Below are 22,645 nucleotides of genomic sequence, written 5' to 3' on the forward strand. Positions count from 1 at the left end.
TCATGAACAACAACGCCATCAAGCAGTCAGGCGCCTACCTCGAAATCGTTTCGTTCCACCTGGGCGACCAGGAGTTCTGCATCGACATCATGGCCATCCGCGAAATCCGTGGGTGGGCGCCGGTGACGCCGATGCCGCACACCCCGCCCTACGTTCTCGGCCTCATCAACCTGCGCGGCGCGGTGATCCCGGTCATCGACATGGCCTGCCGCCTCGGCATGAAGATGACCGAGCCTTCCGAGCGTTCGGCGATCATCGTCACTGACATCGCGGGCAAGCTGGTTGGTCTGCTGGTCGAGCAGGTTTCCGACATGATGACGATCAAGAGCGAAGACCTGCAGCCGCCGCCGGAAATCATCCCGGAAGCCCAGCGCGCCTTCTGCCGTGGCATCGTCGCGCTGGAGAAGACCATGGTCTGCTTCCTGAACCTCGATACGGTCATCGCCGACGAGCTGAATCAGGCGGCTTGATATTTATCACCAGAGATTGCGAAGGCCCGGCTCGTCCGGGCCTTTTCGTTTTGGAAGACGTGACTGATCTGACCTATTGACCTGATGGGCGGAGAGTCTTCTGCGCCAAAAGACTTGGGCGCGCTGGGTCCGTATGACAAGCACAGGGATGAGGGAGTTTGGGGAGACGACTCACCCCCTTCCTAACATCCGCAACCCTACTATGGCTTCCCATTCTTCCACGTCACATTCTGCCCATAGAGCGGAATGGTCGAAATCGACATCTTCGCCGAGCCGTCCGTCAACTCCCGCGAATGGGCGAGATAGATCAGCGTGTCGTTGCTCTTGTCGTAAATGCGGTTGACAACGAGCGTCTTCCAGATCAGCGACATGCCCTGACGAAACACCTCGCTGCCGTCCCTGGAGAGGTCGATGTTGCCGATCTCTATGGGGCCTGTCTGCCGGCATGCGATGGAATTGTTGGACGGATCTTCGAACCAGTTGCCGTTCTTGAAGCGATCGATCAGGCTGCGATCGAAATAGGTGACGTGGCAGGTGACACCCTTGACCTCGGGATCGGAAAGTGCCTCGACGATGATGTCGTTGCCGATCCAGTCGACCCCGACCTTGCCGACGACCTCGGCCGAGGTGGCGCCCGCGGAAATGGCAGCGAAGGAAAATGCGGCGAGAAAAAACGTGCGCAGCTTGGACATGGCGGCTCCCTGGATGATCCGCATCCTAGATAAGCATGCCCACAGGCTTTGCAAGAAAGCGCCGCTGCGGCGCGGGACACTCAGCCCTTCCTGCAGGTGCAGGGCTCATAGCCCCTCGCCGTCAACCGCCCCGGCGTCATTCCGATCAGCGCCGGGATCGCCTCCACGGCTTTCGCCTTGACTGCCTTCGCCATTTCGATCGCCGCTGCCGCGCAGACCGCCGCATCTTCGGCGGCGTTGTGGTGCATGAAACGCAGCCCAAGATGCTCGGCGATCAGGTTCAGCCGATGTGAGAGGAAATGCGGCCAGATCCGCTGCGCCATCTTCAGGCTGCAGAGATAGGTCAGTTCCGGATAGGATTGCCGGTAGAGATCGAGGCTCGCCCGCCAGACGCTGAAATCGAAGGCCGCGTTGTGCGCGATCATCGTCGCGCCGCTGATATCATCGTAGAACTCGTCCATCACCTCGGGAAACTCCGGCGCATCCTCGACATGCTCCGGCCGGATACCGTGGATCGCGATGTTCATGCCGGAAAACCGCATGTTGCGCGGCCGGATCAGCCTCTCCTCGACACGCGTCACCCGCCCCTCTTCGATCCAGGCAAGGCCGACCGAGCAAGCGCTGCCGCGCTGCTCATTGGCAGTCTCGAAATCGATGGCGATGGTCGTCAAGGACAAATATCCGAATCGTCTGCCCTACCGGAATAATCATAGCGGCGCGCGAAGGCAAATTTCGACCTGTTGACATCCACACCGATGGGGAAACTTCCGCGCATGATCAACTCTGTGACCCTTACCATGCATCATATCGCCACGACCCTTCCGGGGTACGCGGGAGCGATGGTGCGTCACTAGCCGTCCGATCATCCCGAGAACCCTGCCGAGGCGAGCAGAGTTTTCGAAAAGCCGGCTCTCCTCCCCTGAAATCCAAGGAGGCCATCCAATGTCTGAAACCGAAGAGAATAAACCCCGCGACCGAGCTGGCGTCGTCGTGCGCGCCGTCCGTCTTTCCGATGCCGAGGAAATCAGCGATCTCATAAATTTGCCGGGCTATCGGGCAGGCACGCTGCGGCCGCCCTACCAGCGGGTCGAAGAGGTCCGCAAGAACATGGAAAATCCTTCGCCAGGCGCGCTTAACCTCGTCGTCACGCTGGAGGGCAAGATCGTCGGCAATTGCGGCCTCAACCGCCTCGGCGGCCGCCGGCAACACGTCGCCAGCATCGGCATGGGCGTGCATGACGATTTCACCGGCCGCGGGTTCGGCCGCATCTTGCTTGGTGCGATGGTCGACGCCGCCGACGACTGGCTCGACGTCAAACGGCTGGAACTGACCGTCTACACGGATAATGAGGCCGCGATCGCCCTCTACGAGAAATTCGGTTTCGAGAAGGAAGGGCTCCTGCGCGCATTCGCCTACCGCGCCGGAGAATATGTCGACGCCTACACGATGGCGCGGCTGAGGACTTGAGACAAAGGGCCATCGACACCGACGTCAAACGCAGGGAGGGCCTGCCAAACGCTCCTTCGTCATACTCGAGCTTGTCCCGAGCATCTGCAACGATCGATACAGGGGAGATCCTCGACACAAAGCCGAGGATGACTCCGAGGAACCCTCAAGGCTTTCACACCGATCTCCTACCCGCCAATCAGCGCCAGCCACTCATCCTCGTCCATCGTCTGGACGCCGAGCTCACGCGCCTTGTCGAGCTTCGAGCCGGCGCCAGGGCCGGCGACGACGATATCGGTTTTCTTCGACACCGAGCCCGCCACCTTGGCGCCGAGACTTTCGGCCCTCGCCTTCGCCTCGTCGCGGGTGAATTTTTCGAGCGAACCAGTGAAGACCACCGTCTTACCGGCGACCGGGCTGCCTGACGTGACCGGTTGTTCGGCCTCCGTAGGCGTCACCTCGTCGAGCAGGCGGCCGATCACCTCGATATTGCGTGGCTCCTTGTAGAACTCGACCATGGCGCGCGCCACGACCTCGCCGATGCCCTCGATAGTGTTGAGATCGTTCCAGGCATCGCCGGAAAGCGGTGCCGCCTCCTTCATCGCGGTCGCAAAGGCCTCATAGGTGCCGTAGGAGCGCGCCAAGAGCTTTGCCGTGGTCTCGCCGACATGGCGGATCCCGAGCGCATAGATGAAGCGGTGGAGCGCGATGCTGCGCCGCTCGTTGATCGCCGCATAGAGCTTGCCGACGCTGACCTTGCCGAAGCCGTCGATATTCTCCAGCTTGGTGAGCGAGGATTGCTGGCGCTTCTCCAGCGTGAAAATCTCCGGGGCCGTGCGGATCTGCAGCGACGGGTCCTCGTTTTCAAAGAAGAAGTCGATCTGCTTCGAACCGAGCCCTTCGATATCGAAGGCATTGCGCGACACGAAATGCTTCAGGTGCTCTGTCGCCTGCGCCCGGCAGATAAAGCCGCCGGTGCAGCGACGCACCGAATCCATCTTGCCGGTCTTCTCGTTGACCTCGCGCACCGCGTGCGAACCGCAGACCGGGCATGTCTTCGGAAATTCGTAAGACCTTGCCGCCTCCGGCCGCTTCTCCATCACGACATCGAGGATCTGTGGAATGACGTCGCCGGCGCGCTGGACGATGACGGTATCGCCCTCGCGGATATCGTGTTCCTCCGGCCGGATGCGCTCGCCGCTATTGCCGATGCCCTTGATGTAATCCTCATTATGCAGCGTCGCATTGGTGACGACGACGCCGCCGACCGTGATCGGCTTCAGCCGCGCCACAGGCGTCAGCGCCCCGGTGCGGCCGACCTGGATCTCGATCTTCTCGACCTCGGTAAAGGCCTGCTCGGCCGGGAATTTATGCGCCGTCGCCCAGCGTGGGCTGCGCGAACGGAAGCCCAGGCGCTGCTGCAGTTCCAGGCTGTCGACCTTGTAGACGACGCCGTCGATATCGTAATCGAGATCCGGGCGCTTGAGGCCGATCTCATCGTAATGCGCCAGGATGTCGGCGACCGAATTCAGCCGCTTCATCAGCGGATTGACCGGAAATCCCCAATCCTTGAAGGTCTGCACCATGGAAAATTGCGTATCGGCCGGCATGTCAGACATCTCGCCCCAGGCATAGGCAAAGAATTTCAGCTTGCGGCTCGCCGTCACCTTGGCGTCGAGCTGGCGCAGCGACCCCGCTGCCGTGTTGCGCGGATTGACATAGGTTTGTTTGCCCTCCGCCTCCATCTGCCGGTTCAGCGCCAGGAAATCGCTCTTGGCCATATAGACTTCGCCGCGGATCTCCACGACCGTGGGAACGCCCTTCGGCAATTGGTTGGGTATTTCGGCGATCGTCCGGATATTGGCGGTGACGTTCTCGCCCGTGGTGCCGTCGCCGCGCGTGGCAGCCGTCGTCAGCCTGCCGTTCTCGTAGCGGATCGACATCGAAAGCCCGTCGATCTTCGGTTCGGCGGTAAAGGCGATCGACTGGTCCGGCAGGCGACCGAGGAAGCGATAGACGCTGGCGACGAAATCCTGCACGTCCTCCTGCGAAAAGGTGTTGTCAAGCGACAGCATCGGCCGCGCGTGGGCGACGGGCGAGAAGGTGACCGAGGGCGCAGCACCGACCCGCCGCGACGGGCTGTCCTCACGGATCAACTCGGGAAACCGCGCTTCCAGCGCATCGTTGCGGCGCTTCAATGCGTCGTAATCGGCATCCGAAATCTCCGGCCGGTCCTTGCCGTGGTAGAGCGCATCGTGATGCGCGATCTCCTTCGCCAGCCGTTCGAGCTCGACAGCAGCCTCTTCGATCGTCACCGTATCGACGGCGGAACTTTCGGTGGACATGGAACATCACTCCAGAGAATCTGGCCAGAAATCTGCATTGTTTTTAGAGCAAAATCGACGGATGAAAAGAGAGGCTGCATATCCCGTATCGGGAAGATCGACCCGCCGGTTTCTCCACCCTCATTCCTGTGCCTGTCACAAGAGTCCAGCCACGGCGCGTCCGCGCCGTGAATGACTTACAGGTCGGCAAACAGTCTCTCGCGCCCAAAGACTTGGGCGTTCCGGATCCCTGTGACGAGCACAGGGATGAGGGAAGTTGAGGTAGGCGTATGCACCAGACCTCTGCTCACGAAACCGTTGTCGCCGTCCTGCCCGCCCTATTCCCAATCCCGCGCATTGCGCAGCCGGATGCCGCTGACATGCAGGCCGGTATTCCCAAGGCTCTTCAGCGGCCGCAAGCTGTCGACTACCCGCAGCTCCACCCCGCGCGGCGCAAACTCCCGGTCGAGGCGCGAGATCGCGGTTCGCTCGATGGGAACGACGCGTGTACGGGCGACCCACATGCCTGCATCGCCGAGATCCTCGAAATCCTCGACCGGCAGCTCGTAGCGATGGATCGTCTCCGCTTCGAGCTTTTCCAGCCACTGGCGCTCGATGAAGGCGGCAGCCCGCCGGTCGCCGAGCCAGTGCCGCCGCTCGGCTCCGGACGTCTCGGAGGTTGCCCATATCAGGATGCGCGGGCAATCGCGGGGAAAGAGATACATGAAGTCATGGTCAGCATCGATCGCCCAGACGAGCGGAGCGTTCAGCCATTCCTTGCCCGCTGGGCGGGCCGAGGGAATGCGAACCGGGCGCGGCTCGAAGGCTGCAATGTCGGGATCATCACTGAAATGGAAAAGACGCATGGCAATGGATCGCCGCTGATCGGAGTGACCGGCATAATGTGAAGCGGAATATTTGTCACCGCTGCATGTATAGCATGCCGGATGGCTCAGCATCGGACGAGCTCGCCTACCTCTCCTCCTCATTCCTGGGCTCGTCACAGGAATCCAGCCACCGCGCGTCTGCGCGGTGAATGACTCACGCAGAATGAAAGGAGTCTTCCGCGCCCAAGGACTTGAGCTTGCTGGATCTCTGTGACATCCCTCGGGCAAAGCCCTGAGGCCACAGGGATGAAGGAGATTGACGTGAATGTTCGCGCCAAACTTGATCGTAGAAATGGAAAGCGCTGGTCGGACAATATCCGTCAAGCCGAACGCTTGTCACCGTTGCCGGCGGCAGCGATCAGCCGTTACCGGCCAGCAACCGCTTGGCGGCCGCCCTCGCCTCCTCCGTCACCGAAGCGCCGGCGAGCATGCGGGCGATTTCTTCGGTGCGGTCCTTCTGCGCCATCGTCGCGACGCGAGTGGCGATCTTTTCGGAACCTTCGGCCGCCGGCCCCTTGGAGATCAGCAGGTGCGTCGCCGCCCGGGCTGCGACCTGCGGCGCATGCGTGACCGATAGCACCTGCACCCGATCAGAGAGCCGCTTCAGCCGCTGGCCGATCGCATCGGCCACAGCACCGCCGACACCGGTATCAATTTCGTCGAAGACGAGCGTCGGCGCGGACCCGCGATCGGCGAGCGCCACCTTCAGCGCCAGCAGGAAACGCGACAATTCGCCGCCGGAGGCGACCTTCATGATCGAGCCGGGGCGCGTGCCGGGATTGGTCTGGACATGGAACTCGACGACGTCGATGCCTTCGGGCAGCGCCTCCTGCGCATCCGTGGTGATCTCGACCATGAAACGAGCGCGTTCGAGCTTCAGAGCTGGCAGTTCGGCCATCACGGCGGCAGCCAGCGCGGCGCCGGCCTGATGGCGCTTGTCGGAAAGCGAGCGCGCCGCCGAATCGTAATTCTCTCGCGCCAGACCGACCTCCGCTTCCAGACGCGCAAGCCGCTCCTCGCCCGCATCGAGGTCGGCAAGATCGGCGATCATGCGCACCGCCAGCGCCGGCAGCTCGGTGACCGGCACGGAATATTTGCGCGACGCGGCTCTGAGCGCGAAAAGCCGCTCCTCCACCCGCTCCAGCTCCCTGGGATCGTATTCGGTTTTGCGCAGCGCTGCCTCGACTTCCATCTGCGCATTGGAAAGCTGGTCGAGCGCGGCATCGAGCAGCGTCACCGTCTCCTCGAGCAGCCCGGGCGCTTCATGGCTCTTGCGTTCCAGTCGGCGCACCAGCGAGGCGATATGCGGCACCGGCGAGGCATTGCCGTTGAGGAATTCGGAGGCTTCGGCGATGTCGCCGGCGATTCGCTCTGCCTTCATCATCCTCTGCCGGCTTTCGGCGAGTTCTTCTTCCTCACCGTCTTGCGGCGAAAGCTTCTCGAGCTCCTCGACAGAGGAACGCAGATAGTCAGCCTCGCGCGCCGCGCTTTCCACCTTCTCGCGGTGTTTCTTCAGCGTCCGTTCGCTGTCGCGCCACAGACGATACAGCCGGGACACCTCAGCGACTTCATCAGTAAGGCCGCCGAAGGCATCGAGCAGGTTGCGGTGGGCATTGGTGTCGACAAGAGCGCGATCATCGTGCTGGCCGTGGATCTCGACCAGCATCTGGCCGGCCTGGCGCATCAGTTGCACACTGACCGGCTGGTCGTTGACATAGGCCTTGGTGCGCCCATCGGCTGATTGTTGACGGCGGAAGATCAGGTCGCCATCGTCGTCTATGCCGTTTTCACGCAGGAGCACCCGCGCCCCGTGGTCCATGCCGACATCGAACACCGCCGTCACCTGGCCCCTGTCTTCGCCATGGCGCACCAGACCGCCATCACCGCGCCCGCCGAGCGCCAGCGACAGACTGTCGAGCAGGATGGATTTGCCCGCTCCCGTCTCGCCCGTCAGCACGGAAAGGCCGGTCTCGAAGGCAAGATCCAGCCGCTCGATCAGGACGATATCGCGGATCGAAAGCTGGATCAGCATGGGACTTAGGAACCGAGCAGGAGTTTCTTGCCTGCCGCAGCGATCCACGAGCCCTTGTTCTCACGCGGCTCGGCGCCACCCGTCTGCAGCAGCTTGTAGGAATCGGCGTACCACTGGCTGTCCGGATAGTTGTGACCAAGAACGGCTGCCGCGGTCTGCGCCTCGTCGACGATACCCATGGCGTAATAAGCCTCGACGAGACGGGCCAGGGCCTCTTCGATCTGGTTCGTGTTCGGATACTTCTCGACGACGATGCGGAAGCGCGAAATTGCGGCGAGATATTCCTTCCGCTCCATATAGTAACGGCCGATCTGCATTTCCTTGCCGGCGAGCTGATCACGGGCGTAGCGGATCTTCGCCTGGGCATCGTCGACATATTCGGAGTTCGGATAATTGTCGACGACCGCCTGCATCGCCTCGATCGTCTTGGCCGAGGCGCGCTGGTCCTGGGTGACGTCGACGATCTGTTTGGAATAGGTGAGACCGATGAGATACTGCACATAGGCAGCGTCCTGAGACTTCGGATATTGCGACATGTAACGGTTGCCCGACGCAAGCGCATCATCGAGCTTGCCCTGGCGGTATTTGACGAAGGTGCTCATCACAAGCGCCTTGCGCGCCCATTCGGAGAATGGGTTCTCGCGATCGATCGCATCGAACTTGCGCGACGCTTCCGCCATGTTGCCCGCCTTCATATTGGCAAGGCCCTGGGTGTAGAGCACGTCAGGCGGATCGGTTTCGAGGCCAAGCTTGGTGATGTCGATATCGGGATCCGACTGGCAGCCGGAGATCGAGGCGCCTGCGCTAAGCACCAGAAGCGATGCGAACAAAGCGCGCGCTGTCTTCATCATACCTTCAGATCCTGCATAAGCCATTCAAAAGAACCCCACTGCCGCCGCTCGCTCCACGACAGCCATGCCTCGCTGGCGTTTCTAGCCACAAATGTGCATCAAGAGCAACGCAATGATAAGGCATTAACGCATTTTTGTGGCAGCCGCCGCCGGATTGGCCGGCTTTTCATCTTCTTGCCGATCTGTTGCAGCAGCGCATCTGCAAGAAATGCCTGTTGCCGCCAGTGCGACCGGATATAAAAAAACCGCCTCCGGGAAAGAGGCGGCCTGGTCTTGAGAATATGCTGGAGGTCATGCCGACCAGGGAGTGAATTCCGAAGCGCTGACGGCGATCAGCTCACGAGCGGCGACGCGCTGGCGCGGCGTCGAAGTCTCGACCAGCTCGTAGGCAGAGGGATCGGCGAGCAGCGCCTTCAAAGCATTGGCATTCATCTTGTGGCCGCCACGATAGGATCGGTAGCAACCGATGAACTGGACGCCGGCGAGAGACAGGTCGCCAACGGCATCAAGCGTCTTGTGGCGGACAAACTCGTCCTTGGCGTATCGCAGGCCTTCGACATTGATGACCGTATTGTCGTCCGAGATGACGACGGAATTTTCAAGCGAAGAACCGAGCGCATGGCCCGATGCCCAGAGACGCTCGACATCACGCATGAAGCCGAAGGTGCGGGCGCGAGAAAGTTCGGACTTGAAGACGGCGGCGCTTATGTCGCCGACCCACTTCTGCCGGCCGATCAGCGGGCATTCGAAATCGATCTCGACTTCGAAGCGCGTGCCGTCGTAGGGACGGAATTCGCTCCAGGAGCCGCCATGCTCGATCCGCACCGGCTTGGTGATGCGGATATAACGACGCTTGACGCCGAGCGAGACGAGACCGGCCTGCTCGATCGCTTCGACGAAGGGCAGCGAACTGCCGTCCATGATCGGCATTTCTGCGCCCTGCACCTCGATGATGACATTGTCGAGGCCGAGCGCATAGACGGCGGCCATGACATGTTCAATCGTCGCGATTGAACGCGTGGGTGAGAAACCGAGCACCGTGCAGAGGTCTGTATTGCCGACCTGCGAGGAGACGGCCTTCAGTTCGGTGATGTCGCCATTATCGTGCAGGCGCTGGAAAACGACGCCGGTGTCCGCTTCGGCAGGGTTCAGCGTGATCGAGACATTCGCACCCGAATGAACGCCAATGCCCGAGAGCGTCACGGGACGCGAAACCGTCGTTTGAAAACCCAGCAAGCCAATTGCCATAAAATCTGCCTTTATTTTTCCGCTCCAGCGGCTTGTCCCACGGCGCGGTTATCATTCCTTCTGCAGAAAGAGTCTCGTCCAGACGACTCCCAGCGCAGTTTTCTTGCGCCATATTTACGTGCGCCGGCGCTCCAATCCAAATCACTGTTTCTTTCGTTTTGTTACGAAGTCACACGGTTGATATCGCTCAAGAATTCCCGGCCGAAAAACAGCAATGCCCGGGACCTGGATCCCGGGCATGAACGGTGCCGATGCCCCGATATTTCAGTTCGACTGGCGGCGCAGGAATGCCGGAATTTCCAGCTGATCGTCTTCCTGCATCATGCGAGCCTGCGGAACCGCGCGACCCTGATCGTCGAGATTGCCGCGACGCGGCGCATAGAGGCTTGCTTCCGGCGACAACGGACGGCGCTGCTGTGACGCGGCCGGCGGTGCGGCGGTCATGTCGGCGGCAACGGCGTCATCGTCGCGGCGGCCAAGCGAATTGGTGATTCGCTTGAGCAGGCCCATCGGGCCGCGCTCTTCCTGGCTATGCGCGGAAGCCGGCTGCGTGCGATGGTCGAGTTCAGCCTGGACGACCGGCGGGAAATCCTCGACCTTCGGCATGCGCACCGGTTCAGCCGCCTGCCGGATAACCGGCTCCTGTCGGACCGGCTGCTGCTGGATGGGCTGCTGCTGGACGGGCTGGCTTATCACCGGCTGGCTCATTACCGGCGCCGGAGCCTGCTGCTGCACCTGCGGACGGATCGCCGGAGCTTCCTGTGCAGGCGCGAAGATCTTGCTCTGCGGGCGGAAGACTTCCTGCTGCGCAGCAGGCTGCTGGACGGGTGCTGCGGCACGCGGGGCCGAAATTTCGAGCTCACGTTCCATCTCGGCTTGGCGGATGGTCTGCGCGATCGGATCGATGGCCTTCGGTGCCTGCATCACCGGGGCAGGCTGAACTGCGGCCGCTGCCGGAGCAACAGCCGCGGAGGGACGGATAGCGGGCCTGGCGGCCGGCTGGAAGTTGCGCTCGGCGGCTTCGCTGATCGCCCGGTCGATACCGGTCGCGACGACCGAGACGCGAATGATGCCTTCGAGCGATTCGTCGAAGGTGGCGCCGAGGATGATGTTGGCGTCCGGATCGACTTCTTCGCGGATGCGGGTCGCAGCTTCGTCGACTTCGAAGAGGGTGAGGTCGCGACCGCCCGTGATGGAGATCAGCAGGCCCTGCGCACCCTTCATCGAGGTTTCGTCGAGCAGCGGGTTGGCGATTGCCGCTTCGGCTGCCTGCAGTGCGCGGCCGGAGCCGGAGGCTTCGCCGGTGCCCATCATCGCGCGGCCCATCTCGCGCATCACCGAGCGGACGTCGGCGAAGTCGAGGTTGATGAGGCCTTCCTTGACCATCAGGTCGGTGATGCAGGCGACGCCTGAATAGAGAACCTGGTCGGCCATGGCAAAAGCATCGGCGAAGGTCGTCTTGTCGTTGGCGATGCGGAAGAGGTTCTGGTTCGGAATGACGATCAGCGTGTCGACAGACTTCTGCAGTTCCTGGATGCCCATCTCGGCCAGACGCATGCGGCGGCCGCCTTCGAAATGGAACGGCTTGGTGACGACGCCGACCGTCAGGATGCCCTTGTTGCGGGCTGCCTGCGCGACGACGGGCGCAGCGCCGGTGCCGGTGCCGCCGCCCATGCCCGCGGTGACGAAGCACATATGCGTGCCGTTCAGGTGATCAATGATCTCGTCGATGCACTCTTCGGCGGCCGCACGGCCGACTTCCGGCTGCGAGCCGGCACCGAGGCCTTCGGTGACGTTGGCGCCGAGCTGGATGATGCGCTCGGCCTTCGTCATCGTCAGCGCCTGCGCGTCCGTGTTGGCAACGACGAAGTCGACGCCCTGGAGGCCTGCGGTGATCATGTTGTTGACGGCGTTGCCGCCGCCGCCGCCGACGCCGAACACGGTGATGCGCGGCTTCAGCTCGGTGATGTCAGGCTTTTGCAGCTTGATGGTCATGGTACCTGTTCCTTCTCTCTCTGGCCGCATCGCCACGCCGGCCAATTACGCAAATTTCAGAAACTTTCCTTCAGCCACTGGCCCATGCGGGCTATGCGGCTGTTATTTCCCCCAAGCGACATGAGCAGACCGCTCTGTGACGCATGTGTCTCCATGTCCGCGACCTGCGGATAAATCATCAGGCCGACGGCCGTCGAAAAGGCCGGGCCCTTGGCCGCCGTCGGCAGTCCCGAGACGCCCATCGGACGGCCGATGCGGACGTTGCGGGCCAGAATGCGCCGCGCCACCTCGGCAAGGCCGGTCAGCTGGCTCGCGCCTCCCGTCAACACGACGCGTTTTCCGACGATCGGGCTGAAGCCGGAACGCTGGATCCGGTCGCGGATCAGTTCCATCGTCTCTTCGATTCGGGCCGATACGATGCGCGAAACCAGCGCCCGCGGCACCTGAGACGGCTGGTCGCGATCGTCCTCGCCGATTGGCGGGATCGAGATCAGCTCGCGCTCATCGGAGGAATTCAAGAGTGCGGAGGCATGCACGACCTTCAGCCGCTCTGCATCCTCGATGCGGGTCGAAAGGCCGCGCGCCAGGTCGGTGGTGACATGATGGCCGCCGAGGCCGACGGCATCGGTATGAACGAGCTTCCCTTCGGCAAAGACCGAAATCGTCGTCGTGCCGCCGCCCATGTCGATCGCCGCGCAGCCGAGTTCGACCTCATCGTCGACTAGAGCCGCAAGACCGGATGCATAGGGGGTCGCCACAATGCCCTCGACCGACAGATGCGCGCGGTTGACGCTGAGTTCCAGATTCTTCAGCGCCGAGCGCTCCGCGGTCACGACATGCATGTCGACGCCGAGCGCATCGCCGTACATTGCCAGCGGGTCGCGGATGCCGCGCTCGCCGTCGAGCGAGAAGCCGGTCGCCAGCGAATGCAGCACCGAACGGTCCTGGCGCAGCGACTGCTGACAAGCGGCGGACAGCACCTTCTTCAAATCGTTGAGTTCGACTTCCTGGCCGCCCAGGTCGATCGTCGCGGTGTAGATATCGCTGCCGAGGCGGCCGGCCGTCAGGTTGACGATCAGGCTTTCGACGGTCAGCCCCGCCATCCGCTCCGCCGCATCGACGGCAAGACGGATGACGCCTTCCAACGCGTCGAGATCGGCGATGACGCCGGTCTTGATGCCGCGGGAGCGCTGATGGCCGATACCGATGATCTCGATATTGTGCGTGCGGCCCGGCAGGATCTGGCTTTCCTCGCGCGGCGTCAGCCGGCCGATCATGCAGACGACCTTGGTAGAGCCGATGTCGAGCACCGAAACGACATGCGACCGCTTCGACGAAAGCGGCTTCAGGCGCGGCAATCCGAAATGGGATGAACCGAACAAGCTCATATATTCTGCCCCGCCTTCTTCAATTCCTTGGTACGCTCCGTTACCGCCGCCTGCCGGCGGACCGCCGCTTCCGGTGTCAGCTGGATCGCGGTCCTGTCGGGCAATCTCAGATCGACCGCGGCGATGTCCCGCTCCAGGAGCTGATGCTCCCTGTCGAACTTCGAAAGCGTCGCCAGCGCCTGATCGATGCCGTCTTCCGGCAGCTTGACGATGACGCCGTTATCCATGTGCAGATCCCAACGACGGCCCGATATCCACACATAGGCCTTCACGCGGGCCTTCACGTCGGGCCACTTCGAGAAGGCGTCGCCGAGCGAAGCCGCCGCGGTCTCGGCGTCGCGGCCGACGACGAGCGGCAGCGACGAAAACTTGTTGTCACGCAGTGGCGCAATAACGCTGCCGTTCTTCTCGATGAGCGAAAGCTCCTGCCCGTGCTGCCAGATCGCATAGGCCTCACGCTCCTTGAGCTTCACTTCGATCGTCCTCGGATAGACCTTTCGAACCTCGACATTCTCGACCCACGGAAGGTGCGCGATCTTCCGGCGGGCCGCATCGACGTCGAGCGCGACCAGCGAGGTCGTGCCGTCGAGACCGATCAGCTGCAGGATCTCGATTTCGGAGGTTTCCGAATTTCCGGAGACTTTTACGTCCTCGATCGCAAAACCTGCGGCCGTCGTCGTGGCCTGCGCGACGGCTTCAGTGTGACCGCCGAGCGACATGCCGTAGAGGCCGGTCGCAACCAGGAAGGCAAGCGCCGACACCGTCCCGGTATGGGCCGGAATGTAGATGCGGCCGCTGCCGAGACTGATCAGGAAACGGGTGACGCGGCGCAGCGGACGCGGCAGCACGAACCGCTCTTCGGCCTCCACGATCGGAAGCACGGCATGATGGCTGGGGCGCCCTATCCTTTTGACCGTCAACGCAAACAAGACGCGTCCTCCACCATCCACCGGAGAAACTCACCAAAGGAATAGCCGGCATGACCGGCCATTTCGGGCACGAGCGAGGTAGGAGTCATGCCTGGCTGGGTATTGACCTCCAGCCAGATGATCTCGCCGTCTTCGGAGAAACGATCGTCGTAACGAAAGTCGGACCGACTGACGCCGCGACAACCGATTGCCTGATGCGCCCTTAGGGCCAATGTTTGTATTTTTTGGTAAATATTCGGTGAAATTTTCGCCGGGATGACGTGTTTTGAACCGCCCGCAGCATATTTGGAATCGTAATCATAAAAATTGTGTCCCTGCGGCACCACCTCCGTGACACCGAGCGCAGTCTCGCCCATGACGCCGCAGGTGAGCTCGCGGCCGTAGACATAGCGTTCGACCAGCACTTCTTCGCCATAACGCCATTCGGGCGAACTGACGACCTGCGGCGGATGCGCCTGATCTTCGCTGACGATCACGACGCCGAAGCTCGAGCCCTCGCGCACAGGCTTCACCACATAAGGCGGCTTTATCGGATGCGTCGGAGGAAAGGCGAAACGGTTGATGACCTGCGATTCGGCGACAGGGATGCCGGCGGCGGCAGCGACACGCTTCGCCTTGTCCTTATCCATTGCGAGCGCCGAGGCAAGCACACCTGAATGCGTATAGGGGATCTCCAGATATTCTAGGATGCCCTGGATGGTCCCGTCCTCACCGAACGGCCCATGAAGCGCATTGAAGACGACATCGGGCCTCAATGCCGCAAGCTTTTCAGAAACATCGCGGGCGACATCGATCGTGGTCACCTTGAAGCCTTCTGCTTCGAGTGCCTCTGCGCAAGCCTTTCCCGAGGAAAGGCTGACGGGCCTTTCCGAGGAAAATCCGCCCATCAGGACAGCAACATGCTTGCGACTCATCAACGCCCCCAAAAATAACTTCCACTTTTGAAATCGACGCTTGCGCGAAGCTGTCTACGTCGTTCGCGCCTTTGCCGGGCCTCACATGCATTAGAGCATCATTATGGTTAATGAAGTGTTTACTTTGGTTAACTGTTAGCCCGGAGTTTCGCGGCCTTTTAACATTTGCTCATTGTGCGACCGACCCCTCGCCGTCCGGGAATGAACCTGCGCGGAGGTGAAAAAGCGCATCCGTTCAACGACATACCCAATTGCGCTCACCCGCGATGGAGATAGCCAAGGGAATCGGATGCAATCTCTCAGCCGGATACCGGCAACAGTGAGGCGGCGGCCGGCGTCTCGAATTGATTAATGCAGAGCGCCTCGGCGCGCGGGCGTCACCGCTTTTCTATTGATGCCGATAGCGCTTCCGGTTAGCGAAGGCGCATGGGTGAGCAGGGAGAAAATCATGCGATGCCTCGTCACCGGCGCTGCCGGCTTCGTCGGTAGTCCGCTTGTCAAACGGCTGCACACAGACAAGACTTGCAAGCTCGTGGCCACCACGAGATCCAAGACCTCTGCCTTTCCGTCTGCGGTAGCGCATTTTCCGATTGAAATTACCGACGGAACCGACTGGAAGGCCGCGCTTGAAGGCGTCGACGTCATCATCCATCTCGCCGCCCGCGTTCACATCATGGACGACCGCGCAGCCGATCCGCTGGCGGAATTCCGCCGGGTCAACACCGCCGCCGCGCTCAATCTCGCCGAACAGGCCTCCCGCGCCGGCGTGAAGAGATTCGTCTTCGTCAGCACCATCAAGGTCAACGGAGAAGAGAACGACCGGCCGTTCCGGCACGACGACACACCGAAGCCGATTGATCCCTACGGCATTTCGAAGCTGGAATGCGAAATCGGCCTGCGCGAAATCGCGGCACGCACCGGCATGGAAGTCGTCATCATCCGCCCGCCGCTGGTCTATGGCCCCGGCGCACGCGGCAACTTCGCGCTTCTCGTCAATCTTGTCCGCAAGAAGCTGCCACTCCCCTTCGCTTCACTAAAGAACCGCCGCACATTGGTCGCGGTGCAAAATCTCGTCGATCTGATCATCGCCTGCATTGACCATCCCGCCGCCGCGGGCGAGACTTTCCTTGCCGGAGATGGCGAGGACCTCTCGACGCCTGAGCTCATCAGGGGAGTTGCCGCAGGACTCGGCGTCAAGCCGATGCTGGTCCCCGTCCCGCCTGCGCTGCTGCACATGGCGGCGAAGGCAGCCGGGAAGGAAGCCGTCTACCAGCGCCTTTGCGGTTCGCTACAGGTCGACATATCCCGGGCGCGTGAGGTTCTGGGCTGGTCGCCCGTCGTCACCCCGCGCGAAGGGCTGAAACTGGCAGTGAAGTAGGCCCTATTCGCTCGTCACGCCCTGGAACGGGCGCACTTCCCGGCCGGGCATGAAGACGCCGAGGCGCTTGATTTCCCATTCGAGCTTGATGCCGTCTTTCTCGAAGACCTCACGGCGCACCTGCTCGCCGAGATATTCGAGATCATAGCCGGTCGCCTGGCCCATGTTGATCATGAAGTTGCAGTGAAGCGATGACATCTGCGCACCGCCGATCACCAAGCCGCGGCAGCCGGCTTCGTCGATCAGCTTCCAAGCGGAATGGCCGGGCGGGTTCTTGAAGGTCGAACCGCCGGTTTTTTCACGCACCGGCTGCACCGTCTCGCGGTGATTGCGCACAGCGTCCATTTCGGCGCGGATCTGGGCGCGATCTTCCGGATAGCCCTCGAACAGGACCGAGGTGAAGATCAGATCGGCGGGTGCCTTTGAATGCCGGTAGGAATAACCCATCTCCGCATTGGAAAGCACATGCTTGTTGCCCTTGCGGTCGACGGCGTTAACCTCGATCAGCCGCTCACGCGTCTCGACACCGTTGGCGCCGGCATTCATCCGCGCCGCGCCGCCGATACCGCCCGGAATGCCGTAGAAGAAATGGAAGCCGCCGATGCCGTTGTCCATCGCCATTGCCGCGACGTGTTTGTCGGGGCAGATGGCGCCGGCGAGGATGCGGTTTTCGCCGGCAAGCTCGACGAAGCCGAAGCCTTTGGCCGAGAGGCGCAGCACAACGCCTGGAATGCCGCCGTCGCGCACCAGGATGTTGGAGCCGACGCCGACCACCGTCAGAGGTACCTCTTCCGGCAATATCTTCAGGAAGGCAATGAGGTCGTCGACGTCATGCGGCTGGAACATCAGTTCGGCGAGGCCGCCGGCCCTGAACCAGGTGACGCGATCCATGGGGGCATCCGGCGTGATACGGCCGCGGATATCCTTTACACCGTCTCCGAGAGACGCCAGAAGCTTTTCCCCATTCACCTGTTTCATGCGGACTTTCCCGATAGACCTTCCAGTTGCTTGGGCAGTGCTGCCGCCCATGATGTGATGCTCCCAGCCCCCAACAGAACCACGAAATCACCAGGCTTTGCAACCTCCGCAACCATTTGCGGCAGAAGCTCCGCCGAAGCGAGGAAGCGGGCGTCGCGATGGCCGCCGGATTTAATCCGCGAGACGAGCGACATGGAGTCGATCCCTTCGATCGCATCCTCGCCTGCCGCATAAACGGGCGCCAGGAAAATGCTGTCGGCGTCGTTGAAGCAGGCGGCGAATTCCTCGAACAGGCTCGCGAGACGCGTGTAACGATGCGGTTGATGGACGGCGATGATGCGCCCCTTGCAGGATTCACGGGCCGCCTTCAGCACCGCTTTGATCTCCACCGGATGGTGGCCGTAGTCGTCGAAGATCTGCACCCCGTTCCATTCGCCGGTCAGCGTGAAGCGACGCTTGACGCCGCCGAAGGAAGAAAGCCCCTTGGCGATATCTTCACTCGAGATGCCAAGTCGGTTGGCGACCGCGATCGCCGCCGTGGCGTTCGATATATTGTGGCGGCCGGGCATCGGCATGACCAGCCCCTTGAGCTCGGTCCTCTGGCCGGTGCGGCGACGGCGGATCTCGACGTCGAAGATCGAGCGCGTGCCGTCGATGCGCACATTCTTGAAACGCACGTCGGCTTGCGGGTTCTCGCCATAGGTGATGATCTTGCGGTCTTCGATGCGGCCGACCAACGCCTGCACCTCGGGATGGTCGAGGCACATCACGCCGAAGCCGTAGAACGGCACGTTTTCGACGAATTGCCGGAAGGCGGCGCGCACGGCGTCGAAACTGCCATAATGGTCGAGGTGCTCCGGGTCAATATTGGTGATGACGGCGACATCGGCTGGAAGTTTCAGGAAGGTGCCGTCGGATTCGTCGGCCTCGACCACCATCCACTCGCCCTCGCCCATGCGGGCGTTGGTGCCGTAGGCGTTGATGATGCCGCCGTTGATGACGGTCGGATCGAGCCCGCCGGCTTCGAGCAGGGTGGCGACCAGCGAGGTGGTCGTCGTCTTGCCGTGGGTGCCGCCAATGGCGATCGCATTGCGGAAGCGCATCAGCTCGGCGAGCATTTCGGCGCGGCGTACCACCGGCAGCAGCTTTTCACGCGCGGCGATAAGTTCCGGATTGGTCTTCTTGATCGCCGTCGAAACGACCACAACTTCGGCATCACCGAGATTTTCGGCGCGATGGCCGACGAATACCTCAATGCCTTTGTCGCGCAGTCGCTGCACATTGGCGCTGTCGGATTGATCCGATCCCTGCACCTTGTGCCCGAGATTGTGCAGCACTTCGGCAATGCCGCTCATGCCGATGCCGCCAATGCCGATAAAATGGACGAGACCGATCGCCTTCGGCAGTTTCATGCGCGTGTCCTCTTGAATTCTGAGACTGTCTTGCCGGCGGCAATAGCCTCAACCATGTCGGCAAGCAAGTTCGCCGCATTCGGTTTCCCGGCGAGCTTGGCCGCCGCCGCCATCTGCGAAAGCTTGTCCGGATCGTTCATCACATGGCTCAGTATAGAGGCGATACGCTCAGGTGAAAGCTCAGACTGAGAGATCACCTTCGCCCCCCCGGTCGCAGCCAGTGCTGCGGCGTTCGCCGCCTGATCATGGTCGAGCGCATGCGGATAGGGCACGAGAATGGCCGGGCGTCCGATGACGGAGATCTCCGAAACGGTCGAAGCGCCGGAGCGGCAGATCACCAGATGTGCCTGTGCAAGACGTTCCGCCATATCGTTGAAAAATGGCGCGATGTCGGCTCCCATCTCCAGCTTGGCGACACAGCCGCTGACCATTTCCATATCCTCAGGGCGCACCTGCTGCGTCACCCTGAGCCGTGTGCGCAGACCGTCATCGAGAAGGCTGATCGCCGTCGGCATGGCCTTGGAAAAATACTGCGCGCCCTGGCTGCCGCCGAAAACGACGAGATTGAAGGGCTCACCGGGATGCGACGGCGTGTAAGGCTGCTCGGCTGCGGCAAGAATTGCCGGGCGCACGGGATTGCCTGTTGCAACCGTCTTATCGGAAAAAGCATCGCCACTTTCCGGCAGAAAGCCGCCGGCAATCGCCCTGACGCGCGGCGCCAGCGCCTTGTTGGCGCGGCCCATGACCGCATTCTGCTCATGCAGCATCGAGGCGACGCCGAGCCGCGTCGCGGCCAGCAGCGGCGGCACGGTGGGGTAACCGCCGAAGCCGACAACAATCACCGGCTTCAGCCGCTGGATCAGCCTTTTGGCCGCTCGCATGCCGCTCCACAGCGTCCACAGCGAGCGGGCGACGGCAACGGGGTTCTTCGAGCCGATCGTCGCCGACGGCACGACATGGATCTCCTCGGCCGGGAACTTGCCGGCGTAGCGTTCGGCCCGGCTGTCAGTGACGAGATGCACCGAATAACCACGCTCCCTCAGCTTGAAGGCCAGCGCCTCCGCCGGGAACACATGGCCGCCGGTCCCCCCGGCGGCAAGCAGCACGATGCCTTTGCTCATGACCTCTTACTCCGCGGGCATGCCGTGCGGGACGCGGAAGAGGCTCCGGTCCTTCGCACGTTTTTCCGGGCGGTGGCGCGTCAGCGCCAGAATGAAGCCGGCGGTGACGCAGATCGCCACCATGGACGAGCCGCCGTAGGAAATCAGCGGCAGCGTCATCCCCTTCGCCGGCAGCAGTTCAAGATTGACGCCGATGTTGATAATCGACTGAATGCCCATCTGCAGCACGAGGCCAGCGACGGCAAAGCGGTTGAAATCATTGCGCTCGCGATAGGCATGCGAGAGGCCGCGCAGCACCAGCGCGGAAAACAGCGCAACGAGCGCCATGCAGAAGACGATGCCGAATTCCTCGGCCGCGACCGAGAAGATGAAGTCGGTATGCGCATCCGGGATAATACGCTTGACGATGCCTTCGCCCGGCCCCTGACCGAACCAGCTGCCGCGGATGATCGCCTCACGCGCCGTGTCGATCTGGAACGTGTCACCTTCGCCGGTCATGAACTTGTCTATGCGCAGCGCAACGTGCGGAAAGACGTAGTAGGCGCTGAGCAGACCGCCGGCGCCGCCGATGCCGAGCAGCATGATCCAGATCCACGGCATGCCGGCCATGAAGAACATGCCACCCCAGACGGCGGTCGTCAGGATGGTTTGACCGAGGTCGGGCTGCGCGACCAGCAGCGCCGCAACGATGCCGAACAGAATGATGGCAAAGAGATTGCCGGGGATTTCAGGCTGACGCGCATGCTCGGCAAACAGCCAGGCGCAGACGACGACGAAAGCGGGCTTCATGAATTCCGACGGCTGGATTGAAAGGCCGGCGATCCAGATCCAGCGCCTGCCGCCCTTGACCTCCTGGCCGACGAAGAGAACCAGCACCATCATGGCGAGCGAAATGATCAGGAGCAGGATCGCGGTTCGCCGCACCTGGCGCGGCGTCAGGAACGACAGCCCGAGCATGACGGCGATCGACGGGATCATGAAGGCCGCATGACGCTTGACGAAATGGAAGGGTTCGAGCCCGATGCGCTCGGCAACAGCTGGAGATGCCGCAAACGACAGCATGAACCCGATGCCCATCAGGAATATGAACATCGCCAGGAAGAAGCGGTCGATGGTCCAGAACCAATCGGCCAGAGGCCCACGTTCCGCGCGGCTTACCATGTCATCTCTCTCCTGTTGCCGGACCGATCAGCATCGTCATTCCGTCAAGGGCGGCCACATGGCTGACGAAGGCATCGCCCCTGACTTCGAAGTTCTTATACTGGTCGAAGCTTGCGCAAGCCGGGGATAACATCACGGCGGAAGCAGCAGCTTCGTCGCGCTCCGCATCGGCCGCCGCATGTGCGACTGCGCGCTCCAGCGTGCCGGAGATCTCGTAGGGCACGGCCTCGCCGAGTGTGGCGGCGAACTCCGCTGCCGCCTCGCCGATCAGATAGGCCTTGGCGATGCGCGGGAAATAGGGCACGAGCGTCGTGATGCCGCCAGCCTTCGGCAGGCCGCCGGCGATCCAGTAGATGCGATCATAGCTCGAAAGCGCCGGCGCCGCGGCATCGGCATTGGTCGCCTTGGAATCGTTGACGAAAACGACGCGGCCTCGTTTGCCCACAGGCTGCATACGGTGCTTGAGGCCGGGAAAGGAGGTAAGGCCTGAACGAATGTCGTCGGCGGAAACCCCGACGGCAAGGCAGGCGGCAACGGCCGCGGCGGCATTCTGCGCATTGTGGCTGCCGCGCAGCGTCTGAATGCCGTCGATCTCCGCAAAGGGCAGCATGGCGCCGCCGCCGGCCTTAACGAGCGTAGTGCCCTCGGCATAGATGCCCTCAGCCACCACGTTGCGGCGCGAAATCCGGACCACCTTGACACCTGCCCGCTCGATCCGGTCGGCGATCAGCGCCGAATGGCTGTCATCGATGCCGACGACTGCGACATCGCTGCCGGCGACCAGACGCTCCTTGATGTCGGCGTAGTGCTGCATTGTGCCATGGCGGTCGAGATGATCGGGCGTCAGGTTGAGCAGGATGCCCGCGGAGGGGTTCAGCGTCGGCGCCAGATCGATCTGATAGGAAGAGCATTCGATGACAAAATAACGCCCCGCCTTCGGCGGATCGAGCGTCAGCACCGCCGTGCCGATATTGCCGCCGAGCTGAGTGTCGTAGCCTGCGGATTCCAGGATGTGGGCGATCAGCGCCGTCGTCGTCGACTTGCCGTTGGTGCCGGTGATGGCGATGAAGGGGCAATCCGGCGCATGGGCGCGGCGTTCGCGCACGAAGAGCTCGACGTCGCCGACGATGTCGACGCCGGCCGCCCGCGCGAGGTCGACGGTCCAGTGCGGCTTGGGATGGGTGAGCGGCACGCCGGGGGACAGCACGAACAGCGCCTGCTGGCTCCAGTCGATGACGTGCATATCCTCCGTCCGGATGCCTTCCGCCGAAGCCTTGGCGACGCTGTCGGGATTGTCGTCCCACGCGGTCACCTCGGCGCCGCCCGCGACGAGCGCGTGAGCAGTCGCAAAACCGGAGCCGCCGAGCCCGAAGAGCGCGACCTTCTTGTCCTTGAGCGTCGTGGCCGGGATCATCGCCG

At 62.2% G+C, this 22,645-nt stretch carries 19 protein-coding genes; 3 read left to right on the forward strand and 16 right to left on the reverse strand.

Annotated elements, in window-relative coordinates; genetic code table 11:
* Positions 1–2 precede the first annotated feature (2 nt).
* Entirely contained in the window at positions 3–470 is a 468-nt protein-coding gene (locus HJC04_RS07570) for a chemotaxis protein CheW (RefSeq protein WP_004668786.1), read from the forward strand.
* A 200-nt stretch (positions 471–670) separates the two neighbouring features.
* On the opposite strand, the gene HJC04_RS07575 is transcribed toward HJC04_RS07570, so the two are convergent.
* Together HJC04_RS07575 and HJC04_RS07580 are read right to left on the reverse strand one after the other, a co-directional pair.
* Positions 671–1,162, reverse strand: coding sequence for a CreA family protein (locus tag HJC04_RS07575; protein WP_210630629.1), 492 nt, complete (start codon positions 1,160–1,162; stop codon positions 671–673).
* Positions 1,163–1,242: 80 nt separating this feature from the next.
* Positions 1,243–1,833: a 3'-5' exonuclease gene (locus HJC04_RS07580; RefSeq protein ID WP_210630628.1), complete on the reverse strand. Its 591-nt coding sequence runs from the start codon at positions 1,831–1,833 to the stop codon at positions 1,243–1,245.
* Positions 1,834–2,104: 271 nt separating this feature from the next.
* On the opposite strand from HJC04_RS07580, the gene HJC04_RS07585 reads away from it, so the two are divergent.
* Positions 2,105–2,629, forward strand: a complete 525-nt coding sequence (locus HJC04_RS07585) for a GNAT family N-acetyltransferase (protein WP_221145532.1) — start codon at positions 2,105–2,107, stop codon at positions 2,627–2,629.
* Positions 2,630–2,796: 167 nt separating this feature from the next.
* Here the strand turns inward: HJC04_RS07585 and ligA are convergent, their stop codons facing one another.
* The 9 genes from ligA to HJC04_RS07630 all read right to left on the reverse strand — a co-directional run bounded on the left by ligA (position 2,797) and on the right by HJC04_RS07630 (position 15,176).
* Positions 2,797–4,953, reverse strand: coding sequence for an NAD-dependent DNA ligase LigA (gene ligA / locus HJC04_RS07590; RefSeq protein WP_221145534.1), 2,157 nt, complete (start codon positions 4,951–4,953; stop codon positions 2,797–2,799).
* Between the two features lie 317 nt (positions 4,954–5,270).
* Positions 5,271–5,798, reverse strand: coding sequence for a DUF6886 family protein (locus HJC04_RS07595; RefSeq protein ID WP_221145537.1), 528 nt, complete (start codon positions 5,796–5,798; stop codon positions 5,271–5,273).
* Between the two features lie 379 nt (positions 5,799–6,177).
* Complete coding sequence (gene recN / locus HJC04_RS07600) at positions 6,178–7,851, reverse strand: DNA repair protein RecN (RefSeq protein WP_210630625.1); 1,674 nt, start codon at positions 7,849–7,851, stop codon at positions 6,178–6,180.
* A gap of 5 nt (positions 7,852–7,856) precedes the next feature.
* Positions 7,857–8,726: an outer membrane protein assembly factor BamD gene (locus tag HJC04_RS07605; protein WP_210630624.1), complete on the reverse strand. Its 870-nt coding sequence runs from the start codon at positions 8,724–8,726 to the stop codon at positions 7,857–7,859.
* Positions 8,727–8,993: 267 nt separating this feature from the next.
* Complete coding sequence (gene lpxC / locus HJC04_RS07610) at positions 8,994–9,950, reverse strand: UDP-3-O-acyl-N-acetylglucosamine deacetylase (RefSeq protein ID WP_221145548.1); 957 nt, start codon at positions 9,948–9,950, stop codon at positions 8,994–8,996.
* A gap of 264 nt (positions 9,951–10,214) precedes the next feature.
* Complete coding sequence (ftsZ, locus tag HJC04_RS07615; RefSeq protein WP_210630622.1) at positions 10,215–11,945, reverse strand: cell division protein FtsZ; 1,731 nt, start codon at positions 11,943–11,945, stop codon at positions 10,215–10,217.
* 56 nt (positions 11,946–12,001) lie between these two features.
* Positions 12,002–13,333, reverse strand: coding sequence for a cell division protein FtsA (gene ftsA / locus HJC04_RS07620; RefSeq protein WP_064803798.1), 1,332 nt, complete (start codon positions 13,331–13,333; stop codon positions 12,002–12,004).
* Positions 13,330–14,262 (reverse strand): cell division protein FtsQ/DivIB, encoded by a 933-nt coding sequence (locus HJC04_RS07625; RefSeq protein WP_210630621.1) that lies wholly within the window; start codon positions 14,260–14,262, stop codon positions 13,330–13,332. Before HJC04_RS07625 ends, ftsA begins: the two co-directional genes overlap by 4 nt.
* Positions 14,250–15,176: a D-alanine--D-alanine ligase gene (locus HJC04_RS07630; protein ID WP_210630620.1), complete on the reverse strand. Its 927-nt coding sequence runs from the start codon at positions 15,174–15,176 to the stop codon at positions 14,250–14,252. The genes HJC04_RS07625 and HJC04_RS07630 overlap by 13 nt, the downstream gene beginning before the upstream one ends.
* 448 nt (positions 15,177–15,624) lie before the next feature.
* Between HJC04_RS07630 and HJC04_RS07635 the strand changes: the two genes are divergently transcribed.
* On the forward strand, positions 15,625–16,554 hold the full coding sequence (locus HJC04_RS07635; protein ID WP_221145550.1) for an SDR family oxidoreductase: 930 nt from the start codon (positions 15,625–15,627) through the stop codon (positions 16,552–16,554).
* 3 nt (positions 16,555–16,557) lie between these two features.
* Here the strand turns inward: HJC04_RS07635 and murB are convergent, their stop codons facing one another.
* Genes murB through murD form a run of 5 tightly spaced genes read right to left on the reverse strand, consistent with a single transcriptional unit; the run spans position 16,558 to position 22,640 of the window.
* On the reverse strand, positions 16,558–17,532 hold the full coding sequence (gene murB, locus HJC04_RS07640) for a UDP-N-acetylmuramate dehydrogenase (RefSeq protein ID WP_064810823.1): 975 nt from the start codon (positions 17,530–17,532) through the stop codon (positions 16,558–16,560).
* Positions 17,529–18,944: a UDP-N-acetylmuramate--L-alanine ligase gene (gene murC / locus HJC04_RS07645; protein WP_210630618.1), complete on the reverse strand. Its 1,416-nt coding sequence runs from the start codon at positions 18,942–18,944 to the stop codon at positions 17,529–17,531. The genes murB and murC overlap by 4 nt, the downstream gene beginning before the upstream one ends.
* Positions 18,941–20,065: an undecaprenyldiphospho-muramoylpentapeptide beta-N-acetylglucosaminyltransferase gene (gene murG / locus HJC04_RS07650; protein WP_221145552.1), complete on the reverse strand. Its 1,125-nt coding sequence runs from the start codon at positions 20,063–20,065 to the stop codon at positions 18,941–18,943. Before murG ends, murC begins: the two co-directional genes overlap by 4 nt.
* Positions 20,066–20,071: 6 nt before the next feature.
* Positions 20,072–21,226: a putative lipid II flippase FtsW gene (gene ftsW / locus HJC04_RS07655; RefSeq protein WP_221145554.1), complete on the reverse strand. Its 1,155-nt coding sequence runs from the start codon at positions 21,224–21,226 to the stop codon at positions 20,072–20,074.
* A gap of 1 nt (position 21,227) precedes the next feature.
* On the reverse strand, positions 21,228–22,640 hold the full coding sequence (gene murD / locus HJC04_RS07660) for a UDP-N-acetylmuramoyl-L-alanine--D-glutamate ligase (protein ID WP_221145556.1): 1,413 nt from the start codon (positions 22,638–22,640) through the stop codon (positions 21,228–21,230).
* Between the last annotated feature and the right edge of the window lie 5 nt (positions 22,641–22,645).

Source organism: Rhizobium sp. NLR8a, from assembly GCF_019685235.1.
Lineage (GTDB): Bacteria > Pseudomonadota > Alphaproteobacteria > Rhizobiales > Rhizobiaceae > Rhizobium.

What these genes read in the sequence shown, in the direction of transcription:
- HJC04_RS07570 (WP_004668786.1), top strand. Translation starts at nt 3, where the DNA reads ATGAACAACAACGCCATCAAGCAGTCAGGCGCCTACCTCGAAATCGTT.
- HJC04_RS07575 (WP_210630629.1), bottom strand. Translation starts at nt 1,162, where the DNA reads ATGTCCAAGCTGCGCACGTTTTTTCTCGCCGCATTTTCCTTCGCTGCC.
- HJC04_RS07585 (WP_221145532.1), top strand. Translation starts at nt 2,105, where the DNA reads ATGTCTGAAACCGAAGAGAATAAACCCCGCGACCGAGCTGGCGTCGTC.
- ligA (WP_221145534.1), bottom strand. Translation starts at nt 4,953, where the DNA reads ATGTCCACCGAAAGTTCCGCCGTCGATACGGTGACGATCGAAGAGGCT.
- HJC04_RS07595 (WP_221145537.1), bottom strand. Translation starts at nt 5,798, where the DNA reads ATGCGTCTTTTCCATTTCAGTGATGATCCCGACATTGCAGCCTTCGAG.
- recN (WP_210630625.1), bottom strand. Translation starts at nt 7,851, where the DNA reads ATGCTGATCCAGCTTTCGATCCGCGATATCGTCCTGATCGAGCGGCTG.
- HJC04_RS07605 (WP_210630624.1), bottom strand. Translation starts at nt 8,726, where the DNA reads ATGGCTTATGCAGGATCTGAAGGTATGATGAAGACAGCGCGCGCTTTG.
- lpxC (WP_221145548.1), bottom strand. Translation starts at nt 9,950, where the DNA reads ATGGCAATTGGCTTGCTGGGTTTTCAAACGACGGTTTCGCGTCCCGTG.
- ftsZ (WP_210630622.1), bottom strand. Translation starts at nt 11,945, where the DNA reads ATGACCATCAAGCTGCAAAAGCCTGACATCACCGAGCTGAAGCCGCGC.
- ftsA (WP_064803798.1), bottom strand. Translation starts at nt 13,333, where the DNA reads ATGAGCTTGTTCGGTTCATCCCATTTCGGATTGCCGCGCCTGAAGCCG.
- HJC04_RS07630 (WP_210630620.1), bottom strand. Translation starts at nt 15,176, where the DNA reads ATGAGTCGCAAGCATGTTGCTGTCCTGATGGGCGGATTTTCCTCGGAA.
- HJC04_RS07635 (WP_221145550.1), top strand. Translation starts at nt 15,625, where the DNA reads ATGCGATGCCTCGTCACCGGCGCTGCCGGCTTCGTCGGTAGTCCGCTT.
- murB (WP_064810823.1), bottom strand. Translation starts at nt 17,532, where the DNA reads ATGAAACAGGTGAATGGGGAAAAGCTTCTGGCGTCTCTCGGAGACGGT.
- murC (WP_210630618.1), bottom strand. Translation starts at nt 18,944, where the DNA reads ATGAAACTGCCGAAGGCGATCGGTCTCGTCCATTTTATCGGCATTGGC.
- murG (WP_221145552.1), bottom strand. Translation starts at nt 20,065, where the DNA reads ATGAGCAAAGGCATCGTGCTGCTTGCCGCCGGGGGGACCGGCGGCCAT.
- ftsW (WP_221145554.1), bottom strand. Translation starts at nt 21,226, where the DNA reads ATGGTAAGCCGCGCGGAACGTGGGCCTCTGGCCGATTGGTTCTGGACC.
- murD (WP_221145556.1), bottom strand. Translation starts at nt 22,640, where the DNA reads ATGATCCCGGCCACGACGCTCAAGGACAAGAAGGTCGCGCTCTTCGGG.